General features: G+C 44.8%; 19 protein-coding genes and 1 pseudogene. 18 read left to right on the top strand and 2 right to left on the bottom strand.

The genetic code is table 11. The annotated features are described in order from the left end of the window. Window positions 1–37: 37 nt before the first annotated feature. The 4 genes from B5G11_RS02000 to B5G11_RS01985 are packed head-to-tail and all read left to right on the top strand — an operon-like array spanning window position 38 to window position 4318. Window positions 38–979 (top strand): hypothetical protein, encoded by a 942-nt coding sequence (locus tag B5G11_RS02000; RefSeq protein WP_087251998.1) that lies wholly within the window; start codon window positions 38–40, stop codon window positions 977–979. 54 nt (window positions 980–1033) lie between these two features. Then, on the top strand, window positions 1034–2383 hold the full coding sequence (locus B5G11_RS01995; protein ID WP_087251997.1) for an MATE family efflux transporter: 1350 nt from the start codon (window positions 1034–1036) through the stop codon (window positions 2381–2383). 43 nt (window positions 2384–2426) lie between these two features. Continuing rightward, window positions 2427–3317 carry an AAA family ATPase gene (locus tag B5G11_RS01990; protein ID WP_087251996.1) on the top strand — a complete coding sequence of 297 codons (891 nt, stop codon included), beginning with the start codon at window positions 2427–2429 and terminating at the stop codon, window positions 3315–3317. Beyond that, window positions 3305–4318, top strand: a complete 1014-nt coding sequence (locus tag B5G11_RS01985; protein WP_087251995.1) for an aldo/keto reductase — start codon at window positions 3305–3307, stop codon at window positions 4316–4318. The genes B5G11_RS01990 and B5G11_RS01985 overlap by 13 nt, the downstream gene beginning before the upstream one ends. Before the next feature lie 76 nt (window positions 4319–4394). Here B5G11_RS01985 and B5G11_RS01980 read toward each other — a convergent pair whose 3' ends face one another. Continuing rightward, window positions 4395–5945, bottom strand: coding sequence for an L-glutamate gamma-semialdehyde dehydrogenase (locus tag B5G11_RS01980; protein ID WP_087167953.1), 1551 nt, complete (start codon window positions 5943–5945; stop codon window positions 4395–4397). Window positions 5946–6243: 298 nt separating this feature from the next. On the opposite strand from B5G11_RS01980, the gene B5G11_RS01975 reads away from it, so the two are divergent. From B5G11_RS01975 to B5G11_RS01930, 10 genes and pseudogenes are all read left to right on the top strand, one after another. Continuing rightward, a complete protein-coding gene (locus tag B5G11_RS01975; RefSeq protein WP_158099181.1) occupies window positions 6244–6897 on the top strand; it encodes an ROK family protein in 654 nt (217 codons plus the stop codon). 9 nt (window positions 6898–6906) lie between these two features. After that, window positions 6907–7509 (top strand): flavin reductase, encoded by a 603-nt coding sequence (locus tag B5G11_RS01970; protein ID WP_087167951.1) that lies wholly within the window; start codon window positions 6907–6909, stop codon window positions 7507–7509. A gap of 104 nt (window positions 7510–7613) precedes the next feature. Beyond that, window positions 7614–8138 (top strand): MarR family transcriptional regulator, encoded by a 525-nt coding sequence (locus B5G11_RS01965; RefSeq protein ID WP_087251993.1) that lies wholly within the window; start codon window positions 7614–7616, stop codon window positions 8136–8138. Next, window positions 8053–8583, top strand: a pseudogene (locus B5G11_RS01960) (MATE family efflux transporter); the annotation flags it as partial. The gene B5G11_RS01965 and the pseudogene B5G11_RS01960, both read left to right, overlap by 86 nt. Before the next feature lie 110 nt (window positions 8584–8693). Next, the gene (locus tag B5G11_RS01955) at window positions 8694–9449 is read left to right on the top strand and encodes a class I SAM-dependent methyltransferase (RefSeq protein WP_087251991.1); all 756 of its coding nucleotides are present in this window, start codon (window positions 8694–8696) and stop codon (window positions 9447–9449) included. A gap of 22 nt (window positions 9450–9471) precedes the next feature. Continuing rightward, window positions 9472–9849: a DUF5655 domain-containing protein gene (locus B5G11_RS01950; protein WP_087167945.1), complete on the top strand. Its 378-nt coding sequence runs from the start codon at window positions 9472–9474 to the stop codon at window positions 9847–9849. Window positions 9850–9864: 15 nt separating this feature from the next. Further along, the gene (locus B5G11_RS01945; protein ID WP_087251990.1) at window positions 9865–10362 is read left to right on the top strand and encodes a dCMP deaminase family protein; all 498 of its coding nucleotides are present in this window, start codon (window positions 9865–9867) and stop codon (window positions 10360–10362) included. 51 nt (window positions 10363–10413) lie between these two features. After that, window positions 10414–11007 carry a hydrolase gene (locus B5G11_RS01940; protein WP_087251989.1) on the top strand — a complete coding sequence of 198 codons (594 nt, stop codon included), beginning with the start codon at window positions 10414–10416 and terminating at the stop codon, window positions 11005–11007. 26 nt (window positions 11008–11033) lie between these two features. After that, window positions 11034–11576: a GNAT family N-acetyltransferase gene (locus tag B5G11_RS01935; RefSeq protein WP_087251988.1), complete on the top strand. Its 543-nt coding sequence runs from the start codon at window positions 11034–11036 to the stop codon at window positions 11574–11576. Between the two features lie 75 nt (window positions 11577–11651). Further along, window positions 11652–12137 (top strand): hypothetical protein, encoded by a 486-nt coding sequence (locus B5G11_RS01930; protein ID WP_087251987.1) that lies wholly within the window; start codon window positions 11652–11654, stop codon window positions 12135–12137. A 21-nt stretch (window positions 12138–12158) separates the two neighbouring features. Here B5G11_RS01930 and B5G11_RS01925 read toward each other — a convergent pair whose 3' ends face one another. Then, window positions 12159–12932: an AraC family transcriptional regulator gene (locus B5G11_RS01925; protein ID WP_087251986.1), complete on the bottom strand. Its 774-nt coding sequence runs from the start codon at window positions 12930–12932 to the stop codon at window positions 12159–12161. Between B5G11_RS01925 and B5G11_RS01920 the strand changes: the two genes are divergently transcribed. The 4 genes from B5G11_RS01920 to B5G11_RS01900 all read left to right on the top strand — a co-directional run bounded on the left by B5G11_RS01920 (window position 12891) and on the right by B5G11_RS01900 (window position 18157). Further along, a complete protein-coding gene (locus tag B5G11_RS01920; protein ID WP_242958873.1) occupies window positions 12891–14897 on the top strand; it encodes a PTS transporter subunit IIBCA in 2007 nt (668 codons plus the stop codon). The genes B5G11_RS01925 and B5G11_RS01920 overlap by 42 nt on opposite strands. 10 nt (window positions 14898–14907) lie before the next feature. Next, window positions 14908–16362 carry a glycoside hydrolase family 32 protein gene (locus tag B5G11_RS01915; RefSeq protein ID WP_087251985.1) on the top strand — a complete coding sequence of 485 codons (1455 nt, stop codon included), beginning with the start codon at window positions 14908–14910 and terminating at the stop codon, window positions 16360–16362. A 128-nt stretch (window positions 16363–16490) separates the two neighbouring features. After that, a complete protein-coding gene (locus tag B5G11_RS16615; RefSeq protein WP_242958870.1) occupies window positions 16491–17570 on the top strand; it encodes a GNAT family N-acetyltransferase in 1080 nt (359 codons plus the stop codon). Then, window positions 17555–18157, top strand: a complete 603-nt coding sequence (locus B5G11_RS01900) for an HD domain-containing protein (RefSeq protein ID WP_087251984.1) — start codon at window positions 17555–17557, stop codon at window positions 18155–18157. The genes B5G11_RS16615 and B5G11_RS01900 overlap by 16 nt, the downstream gene beginning before the upstream one ends. Window positions 18158–18219 lie beyond the last annotated feature (62 nt).

Genomic DNA, 18219 nt, shown 5'->3' with positions numbered 1-18219 from the left:
AGAAAACAGAGGAAAGAGAAGCAAAGGAGGGAAAAGTATGAACTATTATGACGAGGAACTTCAGCGTCTCCAGCAGGAGATGATGGAAAAAGAAAGAGCAGATGCAAAGCTGGCGGATCTTTATATCCAGCAGAATGAGCTGGAGAAGAAGGCGGCAGATCTAAAGAAGATCATGGAAGATGAGCAGGAGGATGTGGACCGGCTGAACCGAAAAAGTCTTACTGCGTTTTTATACCGGGCATCCGGAAAGATGGGAGAAAAGCTTTCGAAGGAAGAAAAGGAGGCCTTTGCGGCTGCTGTAAAATACGATGCTGCTGCAAAGGAGCTGCAGGCTGTTGAAGACGATATTGCATACTATAAAAAGCAGGCATCGGGGCTTCCGGACTGCAAGCTTCAATATGAGAGGATGCTTGAGGCGAAAAAGGAAGAGATCAAAGAATCGGGCAATATAGAAGCTGAGAAAATCCTGGAAATGGAAAGACAGATTGCCGCTATAGAAAATCGCAGAAAAGAAGTGAAGGAAGCGATCAGCGCCGGGGAAAGAGCACGTTCCATTGCAGAAGAGACGCTGGAAGGTCTGCAAAGTGCTAAAAACTGGGGAATGGTGGATCTCATCGGCGGTGGTATTATGTCGGATGTTATCAAATATGATAAACTGAAATCGGTAAAGGACAGAACAAGTGCGCTCCAAATGGCATTGCGTACGTTCCGGACAGAACTTTCAGATGTTTCAAGCCGGATTGAAGGGCCGCTTCAGGTAGAGGTTGGAGAGTTCCTTCATTTTGCAGACTACTTTTTTGACGGGATTTTTACAGACTGGATGGTCTATGACAAGATCAAAGTGTCAAAGGAACGGGCTGAGCAGACATACAGCCAGATACAGGGTATTTTGGAACAGCTAAGGAAGATGCAGGAACAGCTTCATACGGAAGAGGAACAGAAAAGAAGAGAACTTGAGCAGATTGTGCTGAAAGGATAAAGACTGTGAAAAACTGGTCAGAGTAGAGAAATTCAGAGGAGGTAAGAAGACAGCATGAACCAGAACACAGCGGTGTTTGAGTCGATGCCGGTTGCACAGGCAGTGAGAAAGCAGATTGTACCGGCAATCGCAAGCCAGATGATCGCGTTAATCTATAATCTTGCAGACACATATTTTGTAGGGATGCTGAATGATCCCAATGAGACAGCAGCCATCACGATTGTGTATTCATCTTTCGTGATGCTGACTGCCATTTCAAATCTGTTTGGAGTGGGAGGTGCAAGTGCCCTTTCAAGAGCGCTCGGCGGGAAAAAGACGGAGGATGCCAGAAGGATTGCGTCAATTTCCTTTTGGGGAGGACTAGGATGCGGTATCTTGTTCGCGATTGTATTTTTGATTTTGGCCCGTCCGGTCCTGTTTCTCTGCGGAGCAACCCGGGCAACATATGAGACTGCATTTGCCTATGCTAGATGGGTTGTTGTGATTGGAGGACCTTGGACGATTTTAAATACACTGCTGGCGAATCTGGTACGTGCGGAGGGAAGTGCAGCGCAGGCTGCTATCGGCGTATCCATGGGAGGAATTTTGAATATCATTCTGGATCCTTTTTTTGTACTTCCGGGATTCCTTTCCATGGGAGCAGCAGGAGCGGGGCTTGCCACGGCTGTCTCGAATGTGGCGGCAACGATCTATTTTCTCATTTATATTGCAAGAAACAGAGGAAAATCTGCGATCAGTATTACCCCGTCGGGACTCAAATACTGGAAACAATATCTCAGGACGATTTTGTCGACGGGCTTCCCATCGGCTGTGCAGTATGCCCTGACTGTGGTTGCCATTGCGGCGCAGTCCCGGTTTGTGGCACAGTACACCACAGAGGCGGTGGCAGGACTTGGGATTGTCAAGAAGCTGGATCAGCTGCCGCTTTATTTCTCGATTGGAGTGTCAAACGGGATTCTTCCGCTTCTGGCATACAATTATTCGGCAGGCAATCAGGAGCGCAGAAGGGGCGTATTCCGGCTGGGATGTATGATTTCTCTTGCCTTTTCACTTCTGTGCCTGGTTGTTTACGAGATTTTTGCACCGCAGCTTTCGGGTCTGTTTATCAAGGATCCGGTCACAATCCAGTACAGCGCAGGATTTTTACGCAGAATGGTGACTGCCATGCCGATGATGTCGGTCTGCTATCCAATGATTATCCAGTTTCAGACGATGGGAAAATTCAAGGAGTCTATGGTCTGCTCCATTTTGAGAAAAGGAGTTCTGGATATTCCGCTTCTGTTTTTGATGAATGCGCTTCTGGGACTGAATGGATGTATGTGGGTTCAGCCGATTGTGGATACTATCTCCCTGATTGTCGCAGGCAGATTTTATAGAAAATTGAAAAAGACAGAAGGAATTTGATGGGCCAAATGAGTGAAAAAGATATGGAAAGGCGGGAAGGATAATGATCTATCTGGAGTGGTTTACATTTCCGGACAGTGAAAAGGAATTTGACTTTTTTCTGAAGCAGAAACGTACCTGTTATGATTCCTACTATCCGTTTCAGATTTTGTCCAGGCATCATTTCCGGAGAATTGATTTTGCACCGGTTACCATTCTCTATGGAGGAAACGGGAGCGGAAAAACGACAGCTATCAATGTCATTGCGGAAAAACTGAATCTGGAGAGGGATTCGGTCTTTAATAAATCCAGTTTTTTCGGAGACTATCTGGATTTCTGTGATTATGATACACAGATACCGGTTCCGAAGGGAAGCCGGATCATTACAAGTGACGATGTATTTGACTATATGCTCAATATCCGGAGTATGAACGAGGGAATTGACCGGAAGAAGGAAGAGTTGTTTGAAGATTATCTGGATGTGAAATATTCTCATTTCCGGATGAATTCACTGGATGATTATGAGCAGCTGAAACGGGTGAATAAAGCAAGGAGCAAAACCCAGTCCCAGTTTGTGAGATCGGAGTTGATGGATAATATCCGGGAGTATTCCAACGGAGAGAGTGCTTTTTTGTATTTTTCAGAGAAGATTATGGAAAATGCACTGTTTCTGCTGGATGAGCCGGAGAACAGTCTGTCACCGGCCAAACAGCAGGAACTGGTGCAGTTTCTTGAAAATGCGGTACGTTTTTTCGGATGTCAGTTTGTGATTTCTACGCACTCACCATTTTTACTGTCCATGAAGGGAGCCAGAATCTATGACCTGGATGAGGATCCCGTGGATGTGAAAAAATGGACGCAGCTGGAAAATGTGAGGGCGTATTATCAGTTTTTTAAAGAGCATGAAGATGAGTTTACAGCATGGCAAAAGGAGGAAGAAACATGGAACATGTAGTATTAGGGAAGACAGGCCTGAAAGTCAATAAAAATGGATTTGGTGCGCTGCCGATTCAGCGGATTTCCAAAGAGGACGCAGTTGCTTTACTGCAGAAGGCATTCCAGAATGGTATCAACTATTTTGACACAGCAAGGGCTTACTCCGACAGTGAGGAAAAAATGGGAGCAGCACTTCATGAGGTGCGGGATCAGATCATTATCAGCACCAAAACGGCGGCTCAGAATGGCGAAGACTTACGGAAGGATCTGGAAATGAGCCTGGAAAAGCTCCAGACCGACTATATTGATCTGTACCAGTTCCACAATCCGGCATTCTGCCCGAAGCCGGGGGATGGTTCCGGCCTTTATGAGGCGGCACTGGAGGCAAAGGAACAGGGAAAGATCCGGCATATCGGAATTACCAACCACCGGATCGCTGTGGCAAAAGAAGCGGTTCTGTCCGGTCTTTATGAGACGCTGCAGTTTCCATTTTCTTATCTTGCATCTGAGGAAGAGGTGGAACTTGTAGAACTTTGCCGTCAGAAAGAAGTTGGATTTATCGCGATGAAAGGACTTGCCGGAGGCCTGATCCACAATTCTGCTTCTGCTTATGCATTTATGTGCCAGCCGCAGTTTGCCCATGTAGAGCCGATCTGGGGGATCCAAAGAGAATGGGAACTGGATGAATTCCTTTCCTATCAGGAACAGGCTCCGGAATTAAATGAAGCGCTTCTGGCGGAAATACAGAAAGATAAAGATCAGCTGGCGGGAGAGTTCTGCCGCGGATGCGGTTACTGTATGCCGTGTCCGGCAGGAATCGAGATCAATAACTGCGCAAGAATGAGTCTGATGTTAAGACGTGCGCCACAGGAAGCGTGGCTGTCTGAGGAGTGGCAGGAAAAGATGAAAAAGATCGAGAACTGTCTCCACTGCGGCAGCTGTATGAAGAAGTGTCCGTACGGTCTGAATACACCGGAGCTTTTGAAACGGAACTATGAAGACTACAAAACATTTTTATAAAAATACATAGAATGACAAAACGCAGATATGGCAGGAAAATTTGATTTTCCTGCCATATGTCTGTCTTGATATGAATTTAATATGTCAGATCCTCGCATACGGATTTCAGATTCAGGAAGTTGGTGAGGTAATCTCTTGTTCCTGTTTTTGCGTCCGTACCGGACATATTGAAGCCGCCGAATGGATGCTGCAGAACAACAGCTCCGGTGGACTTTCTGTTGAAGTAGAGATTTCCAACGTGGAATTCTACTTTTGCTTTCTGGATATGTTCTCTGTCCTCTGTATATACCGATCCGGTCAGACCATACTCGGTTCCGTTTGCAACTTCCAGTGCTTCGTCAAAGGAATCCACACGGATCACAGCAAGTACCGGTCCGAAGATTTCTTCTTTTGCGATGACAGCGTCTTTTGTAATGTCACGGACAACGGTTGGTTCGATGTAAAAGCCTTTGGAATCGTCATAATTTCCGCCAAAGACAATCGTGCCTTCCTTGCGTGCTGTTTCGATGTAGCCGGAGATCCGGTCAAATGCGTTCTGGTTGATGACCGGGCCCATCGGAAGATCATCACGTCCGCTTCCCTGATTTTCTTTGAGTTCTTTTGCGCAGGCAACGATTTCTTCTACAAATGCATCATATACATCGCTTAATACGACTGCTCTGGAGCATGCGGAGCATTTCTGTCCCTGGAAAGAGAACGCTGAATTTGCGATTCCGGCAGCGGCACGTTTCAGGTCTGCGGAAGAATCTACGATAATCGCATTCTTTCCACCCATTTCTGCTACGACACGTTTGATCCAGATCTGGCCTTCGGAAACTTCTGCTGCCTTCTGGCTGATGCGCAGTCCCACTTCTTTCGAACCGGTAAAGTTTACGAAGCGTGTCAGCGGATGCTGTACAATATAATCCCCGATGACGGAACCGGATCCAGGAATGAAATTGATAACGCCGTCCGGGAAACCTGCTTTTTCGCAGAGTTCTACGAATTTATAAGCTACGATCGGTGTGTCGGAAGACGGCTTGCAAACAATAGTGTTGCCTGTGATGACGGCAGAAACAACCATGCCTGCAAGAAGAGAAAGCGGGAAGTTCCACGGTGGAACAGCTACACCGACTCCGATCGGAATGTAGATGCATTTACATTCTTCTTCTGTGTCTACCAGTTCCAGGCCTTTATCAAGCTCACGCATATGCATGATATAGGAGTTGAAAAAGTCCAGAGCTTCACAGAGCTCTCCGTCTGCTTCGCCCCAGTTTTTGCCGCTTTCCTCAATGCTCCAGGCATCGATGAGAAAACGGTTTTTCTTCATGAGGTCCACCAGTCTGCGAACACAGCAGATCCGTTCCTCGGCAGGAGTTCTGCTCCATGTTTGAAATGCTTTATGTGCTGTCTGAATCGCTTTATCTGCAAGCTCCTGATCACAGGAACTGACCTGTCCGAGGACTTCTTTCGTTGATGGCGCGATAGAAACAATCTTTTTGTCTGTCATAATGCGTTCGCCGCCGATAATCAAAGGATAATCCTGGCCTTTTTCTTTATCTACCTGTTCAAATGCTTTGAGCATTGCTTCTTTGTTTTCTGGAATCGAAAAATCCAATTCTGGTGAATTCTTAAATCCTTTTAACATGCATATACCTCCTGTTTTGTATATTTTTACACTACAACAAATATATTATCATTTTCGATTTCGCACGTCAATGCTTTAATTTGACGAAAACTGATAAAAAGGGGAAAAAAGACGATTGATGAAGAAAGACACATTTGAAAAAACGTAGAAAAAGAGCATAAATATGCAAACAAAAAAAGGGAAACTCAAAAGTTGAAAAGAAACGTTGCGGATAGATAAGAAAACGAAAATGTGGTACAATCTAACCATAAAAGTAAGGAAACAAGGGAGGAAAGAATGAAAAATTTACTGGTATGTATTGATATTGGAGGAACTTCAGAAATGCTTCGGACTGCCGGCAAGTATTGAAAATGATGCAAATTGTGCCGCTATGGCCGAAGTAACTTTTGGAAACGGGAGAGGATGTAAAAATCTGGCTTTTGTAGTATGCGGTACGGGGATTGGCGGAGCAGTCGTGATAGATGGAAAAATCTGTCATGGTTCACATTTGTATGGCGGGGAATTTGGTTGTATGGTGATGAGAGATGACGAGGGAAAGCTTAGTACGTTTTCTTTACAGGCTTCTACAATGTCACTTGTGCGAAGAGTCCGGAAGGTTTATCCAGATCAGGAATGGGATGGAAGACGGGTGTTTGAGGAAGCGGAAAAGAATGATTCCGTCTGCCGGGCTGCCGTTTCCTGCTTTTACAGAAAGCTTGCCGAAGGAATTTATAATATTCAGCATGTTTATGATCCTGAGAGAATTTTGCTGGGCGGAGGAATCAGCAGCCGCGAAAACTTTTCGGATGAAGTGCAGAAATATCTTCAGGATCTTGCGAAGGAGGTGGAAAAAGCTGCAGGGACAAAAGTTATTGTTCCGGATGTAAGAGTATGCAGTTATCGGAAAGATGCCAATCTGGCCGGAGCTGCAGCAGTATTTATGCAGAAGTACCCGGAAACTGCCGGGAGATAAGGAGGAAAAATGGATAAAAAGGCAATGTATCGATTAAGCTATGGGCTCTTTGTTGTAACTGCAAAGGAGGGGGAAAAGGATAATGGATGTATTACCAATACGGTAATGCAGGTGACCTCATCACCTAATAGAATTTCTCTCGCAGTGAACAAGGAAAACTACACACATGATATGATTCTTCATACAGGAAAATTTAGTGTTTCCGTGATTTCTGAACAGGCTTCATTTGATCTGTTCCGGCATTTTGGGTTTCAAAGTGGAAAAGACAAGGATAAATTCGAAGATTTTCAAAATGTTCAACGGAAAGAAAATGGACTGTATGTGATTACCGAAGGAACGAATGCATGGCTTTCAGCTAAAGTAATTCAGTCGATAGATCTGGGATCGCATACGCTTTTTCTTGCAGAGGTGGAAGATGGCGAAGTAATATCGGAAAGCCCGTCTGCAACCTATGCATATTATCAAAATGTGATAAAACCAAAAACGGAAACAACAAAAAAGACCGGATGGAGATGCCGGATATGCGGATATATTTATGAAGGAGAGGAACTTCCGGCAGATTTTATCTGTCCGATTTGCAAGCATGGGGCGGAAGATTTTGAAAAAATCTGACAGAGTCTGTTGACAAATGAAATTACCGTACTATAATAGTTCACTGAGAAACGGTTTCTTAGTGAACTATTATTTTCGCTAAAAATGAACCGGGAGGTGAAATCATGTATAAATTCGGAGAACTATGGAACGGACTTCGAAGTATGTTGCGGCTATATGAAAAAATGATGAAAAATGTATGCAGAAAATATGGCTTATCGATGGTAGAGGTAGATATTATAGCTTTTCTGAAAAATCATCCCATGAAAGATACGGCGGCGGATATTGTAGAATTCAGGATGCTTTCTAAAGCAGCTGTTTCAAAAGGAGCAGAACTTTTGATTCAAAAAGGGCTTCTGGAACGGAATCCGGATCAAAAAGACAGGCGGAAAGTACATCTGATTTTAACAGAAGATGCGCAGCCGATTATGTATGATGTTCAACAAGTGCAGGAGTCCTATGCGGCTCAACTGTTGGATGGATTTTCAGAAGAAGAATATGAAACTTATATTCACCTGAAAGGGCGTATTCTTGAAAATGTGAAAATCGGAGAAGAAAGAGGGTATGACCATTCTGACCAGTGTTATGCAGTTTGCAATGCTCCCGCTTCAGGGTCTTGGACAGGGCGCGCAGCCGATTATCAGTTATAACTACGGATCCAAAAACGTGGACAGGGTACGGGCAACGTATAAGCTGCTTCTGAAAGTCAGTCTGGCATATTCTGTGCTTTTGTGGCTTCTGATTATGCTGTTCCCGCAGGCATTTGCCGCAATGTTTACAACAGATCCGGAACTGATGGAATTTACAAAAACCGCACTTCGTATTTATATGGCGGCGACATTGATTTTCGGAATACAGATTGCATGTCAGATGACCTTTAACGCACTGGGAAACGCAGTGGAATCCATCGTAGTTGCCGTAGTAAGAAAATTCATACTGCTGATTCCGCTGATCTATCTGATGCCGGAGCTTCTGTCATCCGATCCGGTAAAAGCAGTCTACATGGCAGAACCGATTGCCGATATCATTGCCGTTACATTTACAGCAATACTGTTTTATTTCCGATTTAAGAAGACACTCGCAAAATTACAATAAGCAACGAAAAGAATCCTGCAATGTCAGGGTTCTTTTGCTATACAGAAGTTTTACTTTCCAGTATAATAGATAGAAAAGCAGCAGAAGTGAACCAAAAGGGAGGTCCAGTTATGAGAAGTACATTGCAGAAGTTTGACGGGCGGGCGCAGGATTATGTTGTGGGCAGACCGGTATATGCGCAGGAATTTGTGGAGGCATTGTTCCGGGATTATGGATTTTCCAGTGACTCGGTTATTGCAGACATCGGGTCCGGTACCGGAAAATTTGCAGGACAGTTGCTGGAACGCGGGTGTACTGTGTATGGTGTAGAGCCAAACGATGATATGAAGGAAAAGGCAGTGGAAGAACTTTCCGGATTTGTGCGGTTCTACCCGGTAAAAGGAACAGAAGCCGGAACCACTCTGGAAGATCATTCCGCTGATTTCGTCACAACCGCCCAGGCATTTCACTGGTTTGATGTGCCGGCTTTTGCAAAGGAGTGCCGGAGAATCCTGAAGCCCGGCGGAAAGGTCTTTCTGATCTGGAATGTGAGGGATATGAACGACCAACTGAATCAGGAGGCATACGAAATCTACCGGAACTACTGTCCGGATTTCAAAGGGTACAGCGGCGGAATTCAGAAAGACGATGAACGAATCCGGGCATTTTTTGATGACAGATATCAGTACATAGAGTTTGCAAATCCGCTTTATTACTCAGAAGAGACGTTTATCAGCAGAAGCCTGTCCGGCTCCTATTCGCTGAAAGAAGGAGATGCACGTTATCAGGAATATCTGAAAGCACTGCGGGATCTGTTTGCGAAGTATCAGAAGGATGGAATATTGACAATGGGTAACCATACGGCTGCATATTTTGGGATACTGTAACACCAGGGGAGGAGAGAAAAACATGAATGATGCAGAACTTTTGTTTTTTGAGAAATATCCGAATGCGCTTCCATTATATGAGAAACTCAAAGAACGGATTCTGGATGAAATTCCGGGTGTGCAGATGAAAGTGCAAAAGACACAGATTTCTTTTATTAATAAGCACTTTTTTGCTTGTGTTTCGTTTGTAAAAGTGCGAAAGGTAAAGGACAGGCCGGATCCATGGCTTGTTGTGACTTTTGGTCTGGAGTACAAAGTGGAGTCGTCAAGAATTGATGCAGCTACGGAACCATATCCGAACAGATGGACACATCATGTGCTGATTTCCAGTGTGGAGGAAGTGGATGACGAATTAATGGACTGGATAAAGGAAGCCAGCGATTTTGCATTACGAAAGTAAAGAGGGTGTATTTGCATGGTAAAACCGGAAAAAGGGAAGCGGATATCTAAAATTGATACTTATTTAAACTGTGCTGAGACATTTGCATACAGAAGTACTTGTCTGAAAAGGAAGTACGGTGCGGTAATTGTAAAAGATGATGTGGTCGTTTCAACGGGATATAACGGATCGCCGAGAGGTTTTGAGAATTGCTGTGATAAGGGGACCTGTCCGAGAATGGAGAAAAATATGCATCAGGGAGAAGGGTATGGTGTATGCAGAGCGATTCATGCAGAGGCTAATGCGCTGTTAAACTGTTCCAGACTTCAGACCATAGGAGCAGACTTATATCTTACCGGTGTCAATCCGGAAGATAATTCGATTCATAAGGCGAATCCATGCCCGATGTGCGCCAGAAGTATCATTCAGGCAGGGATACGGAATGTCATTATGAGAACCGGAGAAGGACCGGAGCAATATACGATTGTTCCGGCAAAGGAGTTAAAATGGTATCTGGACGACAGTAATGTTTAATTTGAAATTTAGAATATAATAAGTCAGAAAGTAAAAGGGAGGAGAAAAGAAATGGAAAGCAATCTTACAAGAGAAGAAGCGTGGAATCTTTTAAAAACTTATAATCAGGAGGAGTTTCATCTCCGTCATGCGGTTACCGTGGAGACTGTTATGCGCTGGTATGCAGAGGAACTCGGATATGGAGAGGAGAAAGAATACTGGGGAATCGTCGGTCTGCTTCACGATATTGATTTTGAACAGTTTCCGGGAGAACACTGTAAGAAAGCGCCGGAACTTCTGGAAAAGGGAGGAGCGAGTAAGGAGCTGATTCATTCGGTCTGCTCCCACGGATATGGTGTGTGCAGTGATGTGGAGCCGGTGCATGAGATGGAAAAAGTGCTTTTTGCAGCAGATGAATTGACCGGACTGATTTGGGCGGCAGCTCTGATGCGTCCATCGAAAAGTGTGTCAGATATGGAAGTATCCAGTGTGAAGAAGAAATTTAAAGACAAACGGTTTGCGGCCGGATGCTCCAGAGAAATAATCCGGACAGGAGCAGAGCAGCTTGGATGGGAATTAAACGATCTGTTCGATAAAACACTTCGTGCCATGCAGGCTGGTGAGAAAGAGATCGAAGAAAAAATGGCGGAGATTTCCGCTTCTTAGACAGGAAAGGGAAGGAGCGTAGAAAAATGAGAGTTCCAGAAATGACAATTCGCGCAAAAGGACAAGCGATTATTTTACGGACTGCCACGGAGCAGGATGCACAGATGCTGATTGACTATCTGAAAAAGACCTGTGCGGAAACCAGATTTCTTGCAAAAGAACCGGAGGAAATTCAGATGACAGTAGAGCAGGAAGAACAATTTATAAAAAGAACCAATGATTCCCAAACAGATCTGATGCTTCTTGCTTTTTTGAATGGAACCTTTATAGGAAACTGTTCCTTCACCGGAGTATCGACATCCCGTTATCGACACCGAGCAACGATGGGCATTGCACTCTACCAGAAATACACAGGCATGGGAATCGGACGTGCCATGATCGAAAAACTTCTGGAGATTGCAAAGGAAAAAGGATACGAACAGATGGAACTGGAAGTAGTTGCTGACAATCAAAGAGCAATTCGTCTTTATGAAAGCATTGGCTTTCAGATGTACGGAAAGCTGCCTGATAATATGAAATATTTGGACGGCACCTATGCAGATGCATACTGGATGATGAAAAAATTGTAATGAAGGAAAATAGACAGGTATCAAACAGTATGCTATACTTAATAACTAGTAGAGGGGGAGAAAGGGGAGAGAAAAATGGCATTAACACAGGAAGATTTACAAAGTATTCAAAACTTGATGTTTGGTATGGAAGACCGGCTTGTGGCCCGAATGGATGAGCAGAACCAGAATCTGGAAGACCGGCTTGTGGCCCGAATGGATGAGCAGAATCAGAAACTCAGAGATGAACTTGTAACCAGAATGGATGAGCAGAACCAAAAACTCCGGGATGACCTGACAACAAGAATGGATGAACAGAACCAAAAACTTCGGGATGACCTGATAGCCAGAATGGATATAAAGGGACGGGAGTTGGAAAATAGTATCCTGGAAGAGGTGGATCGTGTCCAGGAAATCAGTACGAAGCATTACAATCGTCTGGATATGAAGATCGACAATCTAACAAAAGTAGTAAATGGGATTCAGATGGAGACAGGAACGATTCAGCTCCTTGTAGAAAATGTATCTGATCTGCAGGAGAGGGTCGGAAAGCTTGAAAAGATCGTGTACCATACAGCATAAGGAACAAAGAGAAGAAGGGCATCAGCCTTTCTTCTCTTTTCGGTATTGGGTCGGAGTGCGGCCCTTTTTCTGTTTGAAGAGGCGGGAAAAGTAGAGCGCATCATCATATCCGACAGATCTGGCAATATCGTTGATTGTAAGGTCGGTATCTTTTAACAGTATGCAGGCTCGCCGGATCCGATAGTCAAGCAGATATTCCTGAGGAGAACTGCCGGTGATATCTTTGAACAGGCGGTAAAGATAAGTGCGTTCAATATTCAGATGGTCGGCGATGACCTGAATATTGACAGGATGGGCGTAATTATTCTCAATATAGCGCAGTGCCTCCTCCACATAAGAGATCTTTTTTTCTTTCGGCGGGATGTATGCCCGTGGGAATTTACTCGCCAGGAGGTAAAGATATTCATAAAGGATGCTGTTCATCATGAGGTCGCGGTTTTCCGGAAGCTGGTACGCTTCAAACATTTTTTCATGGCACAGTCTGACACGGTCGTCCTTCCCGTAGTGGAAATAAGGCGTTTCCAGAAGAGAGGTTCGTTTCAGATACTCTTCGATCTTGATACCCTGGAAACCAATCCAGGTATAGGTCCATGGATCGTACTTATCCGCTTCATAGTAAATCAGCGTATTGGGACGGATCAGAAAGGCATCTCCCTCGGAAAGATGGTAAAGATGTCCGTCTGTTTTATAAATACCTTTTCCTTTTAAAATATAATGAATTAAATAGCCGCTGCGCACAACAGGGCCATAACTGTGGGACGGCACACAGGTTTCAAAACCGCAGGTATAGATCATGGCGTCGAGATTGCGGGAAAAAGACAACGATATGAAAACATATCATCCGAACTTGTCAGGCTTTCGGGCGGAAGAAACAATATTTTAGGAATCGCCCACTGTGCGACACGTCTGAGACTTGTTCTGGAAGATAATGATAAGGCAGATATCAAGGCGATTGAAGATGTGGATCTGGTAAAAGGTGTGTTTGTGGCAGGGGATCAGCTTCAGATCATTTTTGGAGCAGGGCTGGTAAATGATGTATGCCAGGTGCTTGCAGAATCTATCCATATGGACAGTATGAGCCTTGGAGATCTGAAAACAAAAGCAAATAAGAGGATGAATCCACTGCAGAGAGCAGTCAAGGCTCTTTCTGATGTATTTATTGAAATCATGCCGGGAATCCTGGCAGCAGCTCTTTTAACCGGACTTTCCAGTGTACTTGGAAATCTGCAGATTGTGGAAGACAACGCAACACTTTATGGAATTGCACGGCTGATTAATATTTCCTCCGGTGCGATCTTCGGATTCCTGCCTCTGTGTGTTGCGTACAGTACTGTCAAACGGTTTGGCGGAAGGCCGATCATGGGTATTGTAATCGGCTGTATCATGCTGACGAACAGTCTGGCAGATGCCAGTGCGGCAGCACAGGGAACGGTGGAAGTAACTACACTCCATATTTTTGGACTTCCGGTTGACCTGATCGGTTTCCAGGGCGGTATTATTGTCGCGCTGCTGATTGGTATTGTTACTGCAAAACTTGATATTTTCTTTGAGAAAAAAGTACCGGAAGTGATCCGTCTGCTTGTATCACCACTTTTGACAACACTTGTCAGCTCCTTCCTTTTGTTTATGATTATCGGACCGGTAGGAAGAGGACTTGCAAATGGAATTACGAGCGTACTTGTATGGATGACTCAGAACCTTGGAGTGATTGGATACGCGGCATTCTCCGGGGTACAGCAGCTAATCGTTATTACCGGTCTTCATCACGTATTTGGCGCGATTGAATCACAGCTTCTTGTCGATACCGGAAGAAACTTTTTAAATCCGCTGATGTCTGTAGCAATCATTGCACAGGGCGGGGCAGTACTTGGATATCTTGCAAGAAATTTAAAAGATGCAAAGGCAAAAGAATTATGTATTCCAAGTTTTATTTCCGTACTGTTTGGAATTACGGAGCCGGCACTGTTTGGTGTGAACTTAAGATATCGTTATCCACTGATCGGCGGATGTATCGGCGGAGCAATTGGAGGTGCAGTTGTTTATTTCACAGATCTTGCGGCACTTGGATTTGGAACCACAGTAGTACCGGGAATCGCACTTGCAGACCCGGCACACAATGGATATATCAATTATATCATTGCTCATGTGATTGCGCTTGCGGCAGGCTTCCTCTTTGCATTCCTGATCGGAATCGGATTTGATAAAAAGAGCGCTGTACAGGCAGTACCTGTATCGACAGTAGAACAGAAAGAAACAGTAAAAACAGTCGAAGCCAGGGAAGAGGCTCAGGAAGAAACAGCAGCACTTCCGGAAGAAATCGGTGCATTTACGAAAGGCGATCTGATCGGAATTGAGGAAGTCAACGACCAGACCTTTGCCCGGAAAGTTCTCGGCGATGGAATTGCGATTGTACCAAAAGAAGGAGCGATTTATGCCCCGGCAGATGCAGATGTTGAGATTGTTATGGATACGAAACATGCTCTGGGACTTCGCACAAAAGCAGGAAATGGAATTTTGATTCATGTAGGAATTGATACGGTTAATCTTGGAGGAAGGTATTTCACTCTTCATACCGGGCAGGGAAGAAGCGTGAAAAAAGGAGAGCTGCTTCTGGAATTTGATCAGGAAAAGATCAAGGCAGAAGGATATGATACAACGACCAGTCTGATCATTACAGAACCAGCGGCAGACAGCCGTCTTGAGAAAGAAGCAGACAAACCGGTTCAGGTTGGTGACCGGATTTTGGAAATCGTGAAGTAGAGGAACCGATATGGGAAAAGAAATAGAAAATGAAAACTGGGTGAATAAAGTCAGAGCAGAAGAAAACCGGCAAAAGGACAGACTGAACAGCTGTCCTTTCCGGATGAAGTATCACATCATGCCGCCGGTCGGCTGGCTGAATGACCCGAACGGACTGTGTCAGTTTCAGGGTACTTATCAGGCTTACTTTCAATATTCACCGCTCAGTGTGAATGGTGGAGGAGGTTTCTGGGGGCATTGTACCAGTCAGGATCTGCTGCACTGGCAGTATCAGGATCCGGTTCTTACGACAGACCGGCCGGAAGACCGAAGCGGAGTGTATTCCGGCTCAGCACTGATAGAAGATGGAACGATGTATCTTTTTTATACCGGAAATGTCAAACTGCCGGGTGACTATGACTATATTGATGAAGGAAGAATTTCCAGCCAGCTGATGGTAAGTTCAAAAGATGGGCAGCATATGTCAGAGAAAACGGTTCTTCTTGGAATGAAAGATTATCCGGAAGACATGACAGCACATATCCGGGATCCGAAAGTATGGAAAGATCAGGGGCATTACTACATGATTCTTGGCGCAAGAAAACGGGATTTCGATGGTGACAGACGCCGTGATACCGGCTGTGCGCTGGTCTATGTTTCGGATAATAAGAAACAATGGAAGCTGGATCATGAGATTCTACCGGAAGAAAATTTTGGCTACATGTGGGAGTGCCCGGATCTGTTTGAACTGGATGGAGAGAAAATTCTTTCCTACTGTCCACAGGGACTCCCTGCGGAACCGGAACGCTGCCAGAATCTGTATCAGTCCGGCTATTCGATTCTGACAAACGGCGAAACTCCGGAAAAGACCTTCCGGGAATGGGATCTGGGATTTGACTTTTATGCACCTCAGACATTCGAGGATGAGAACGGACGGAGAATTCTGATCGGATGGGCCGGAGTGCCGGATACCATTGAGACGCACCGGAATCTGTCTGTACAGAATGGATGGCAGCACTGCCTGACGATTCCAAGAGAGCTTCATATAGAAAACGGAGCAGTATACCAGAGGCCGGTACGTGAGATTGATACACTATACTGGAATAGAGAAGAAGGTACCCTTTGCCGTTTTGGAAGAGAGATGGTAAAAATCGAAACTGCATTGCAGGAAGGAGTCCCGGCAGAGATCCGGATTGGAACGGAAGAGAATGGTTTGACGATTCATATGGAAGCAGACCGCATCCAAATGACTTTTTTAAATGAAAAGGGAGAGTCATCTGACTGCGGCGGAGGAAGAACCACACGGATCGGTCGGACGGCATCGGAAATCAGGCATGCATTTGTACTGATTGATAATTCCATTGCGGAGATTTTTGTAAATGATGGAGAAGTGGTAATGACAACCAGGATCTATCTGGAAGAACCGGAGCGGATGATTACGGTAAACGGATGCCGGACATGTGAAATCTGGAAGACAGAAGAATAAAAAAGAAGAGAAGCAGGACTTTCAAAAGAAGTCGAAGCTTCTCTTTTTTTGGTGAAGATCCGACATTTACATCAGGGGAAATTTCAGATAAAATATACTGTAGCAAAGGAGGAAAGGCGGAGAAAAGAATGCGGGGGAAAGAAAATCTGGTCTGGAGGTATGAAGGATATGTGATGCGGCCTGCAAGATTCGAGGATGCAGAGTCCTATTATGAGCAGAATTACAGACCGCTTGATAAAGAAATCATACGCATGACAGGAAGTAAAGAGTCTTATACGAAAGAAGAAGTTGTAAGCTTTTTCAGGAAAGCGGTAGAGGATCCACAGTATTTTTTGTTTCTTATTATTGACAAAGACGGGCAGATTGTTGGGGAGAGTGTAATCAACGAACTAGACGAAACGCTTAAATGTGCCAATTTCCGAATTGCAATCTTTCGTCCGGAAGCACGTGGAAAAGGGATTGGATCCTGGGCGGTACGAGTAACGCGTGACTTTGCGTTTCAGGAGCTGAAGTTACATCGTCTTAGCCTGGATGTGTATTCTTTTAATAAAAGGGCAGAAAGAGTCTATCGTAAAGCTGGATTTCAAAGAGAGGGGATCTTGCGGGATGCGATAAAAAATGAAAGACAGTATAGGGATGTCATTTTGATGGCGATGCTGGAAGACGATTGGAAAAGAAAAGTGGGAAAAAGCTTGAAGGTAGCGGTTATCGGACACAGCGGCTGCGGAAAATCTACCATCGCGGCATGGATTGCCAAAAAGAGAAGACTTCCGCTTCTTCATCTGGATAAGGTTCACTGGCTGCCCGGGTGGATAGAACGTCCGAAAGAAGAGGAACAGAAAATAGTCAGGGAATTTCTTGACAGTCATGATTCCTGGGTGATTGACGGGAATTATCACAGTATGGAATACGAGCGCAGGATGCAGGAAGCAGACCGCATTCTTTTCCTTGATTTTCCAAGACTTGTCTGTCTTTACCGGGCATGGAAACGGGCAAGAAGGTATCATGGAAAAACGAGATCCTCCATCACAGAAGGATGTACAGAGAAACTGGATCTGGAATTTGTTTTCTGGATTCTTTATCAGGGAAGAAGCGGGAAGGCAAAAATGGAGTATCAACGTGTGATGCGAAAGTATGGATCCAAAGTGGTGCGGATCACAAATCAGAGAGAACTGGACAGGGAGAAGCGAAGATGGATAAAGCATTAGATCAGCTGTTTGATTTTATCAGAGAGATTGACAAAGAAAAGTTTATCGGACGCCAGACGTATCTGATGGACGGTGAGAGAAAAGAAAATGATGCAGAACATGCATGGCACATGGCGATTATGGTACTGCTCTTAAGCGGATATTCCAATGAAAAAATCGATGTTCTCCGAACGATTTCGATGCTTTTGATTCATGATATTGTAGAAATTGATGCAGGAGACACCTACGCCTACGATGAAGAAGCCAAGAAGACGCAGAAAGAAAGAGAAGAAAAAGCGGCTGAGCGGATCTTCGGGCTGCTTCCGGAGGAACAGGGTAATTACCTGATGGAATTGTGGAAGGAATTTGAGGCAAGAGAAACACCGGAAGCAAAATTTGCGCGGACCATGGACAATCTTCAGCCGATGATGCTCAATGCGGCTACAGATGGGAAGGCATGGGTAGAGCACGAAGTGTCAATAGACCAGATTATGAAAAGAAATGCGCGGACGGGTGAGGGCGCTTCTGTGCTCTGGGAATATGCACAGAAGAACTGGCTGGAACCAAATCTGAAAAAAGGCCGGATAAAGCCGCAGAAAGATTTGTAGTTCCGGTAGAAGTACGTTATAATAAGTTAGCAGGAATTTTGCTTAGGAATGGAGAGATGAGG

It is taken from the genome of Drancourtella sp. An57 (genome assembly GCF_002161525.1).
GTDB lineage: Bacteria > Bacillota > Clostridia > Lachnospirales > Lachnospiraceae > Sellimonas > Sellimonas catena.
The sequence above is the reverse complement of the archived record's forward strand: the minus strand, read 5'-3'. Positions and strand labels throughout refer to the sequence as shown.

What these genes read in the sequence shown, in the direction of transcription:
- B5G11_RS02000 (WP_087251998.1), top strand. Translation starts at nt 38, where the DNA reads ATGAACTATTATGACGAGGAACTTCAGCGTCTCCAGCAGGAGATGATG.
- B5G11_RS01995 (WP_087251997.1), top strand. Translation starts at nt 1,034, where the DNA reads ATGAACCAGAACACAGCGGTGTTTGAGTCGATGCCGGTTGCACAGGCA.
- B5G11_RS01990 (WP_087251996.1), top strand. Translation starts at nt 2,427, where the DNA reads ATGATCTATCTGGAGTGGTTTACATTTCCGGACAGTGAAAAGGAATTT.
- B5G11_RS01985 (WP_087251995.1), top strand. Translation starts at nt 3,305, where the DNA reads ATGGAACATGTAGTATTAGGGAAGACAGGCCTGAAAGTCAATAAAAAT.
- B5G11_RS01980 (WP_087167953.1), bottom strand. Translation starts at nt 5,945, where the DNA reads ATGTTAAAAGGATTTAAGAATTCACCAGAATTGGATTTTTCGATTCCA.
- B5G11_RS01970 (WP_087167951.1), top strand. Translation starts at nt 6,907, where the DNA reads ATGGATAAAAAGGCAATGTATCGATTAAGCTATGGGCTCTTTGTTGTA.
- B5G11_RS01965 (WP_087251993.1), top strand. Translation starts at nt 7,614, where the DNA reads ATGTATAAATTCGGAGAACTATGGAACGGACTTCGAAGTATGTTGCGG.
- B5G11_RS01955 (WP_087251991.1), top strand. Translation starts at nt 8,694, where the DNA reads ATGAGAAGTACATTGCAGAAGTTTGACGGGCGGGCGCAGGATTATGTT.
- B5G11_RS01950 (WP_087167945.1), top strand. Translation starts at nt 9,472, where the DNA reads ATGAATGATGCAGAACTTTTGTTTTTTGAGAAATATCCGAATGCGCTT.
- B5G11_RS01945 (WP_087251990.1), top strand. Translation starts at nt 9,865, where the DNA reads ATGGTAAAACCGGAAAAAGGGAAGCGGATATCTAAAATTGATACTTAT.
- B5G11_RS01940 (WP_087251989.1), top strand. Translation starts at nt 10,414, where the DNA reads ATGGAAAGCAATCTTACAAGAGAAGAAGCGTGGAATCTTTTAAAAACT.
- B5G11_RS01935 (WP_087251988.1), top strand. Translation starts at nt 11,034, where the DNA reads ATGAGAGTTCCAGAAATGACAATTCGCGCAAAAGGACAAGCGATTATT.
- B5G11_RS01930 (WP_087251987.1), top strand. Translation starts at nt 11,652, where the DNA reads ATGGCATTAACACAGGAAGATTTACAAAGTATTCAAAACTTGATGTTT.
- B5G11_RS01925 (WP_087251986.1), bottom strand. Translation starts at nt 12,932, where the DNA reads ATGATCTATACCTGCGGTTTTGAAACCTGTGTGCCGTCCCACAGTTAT.
- B5G11_RS01915 (WP_087251985.1), top strand. Translation starts at nt 14,908, where the DNA reads ATGGGAAAAGAAATAGAAAATGAAAACTGGGTGAATAAAGTCAGAGCA.
- B5G11_RS16615 (WP_242958870.1), top strand. Translation starts at nt 16,491, where the DNA reads ATGCGGGGGAAAGAAAATCTGGTCTGGAGGTATGAAGGATATGTGATG.
- B5G11_RS01900 (WP_087251984.1), top strand. Translation starts at nt 17,555, where the DNA reads ATGGATAAAGCATTAGATCAGCTGTTTGATTTTATCAGAGAGATTGAC.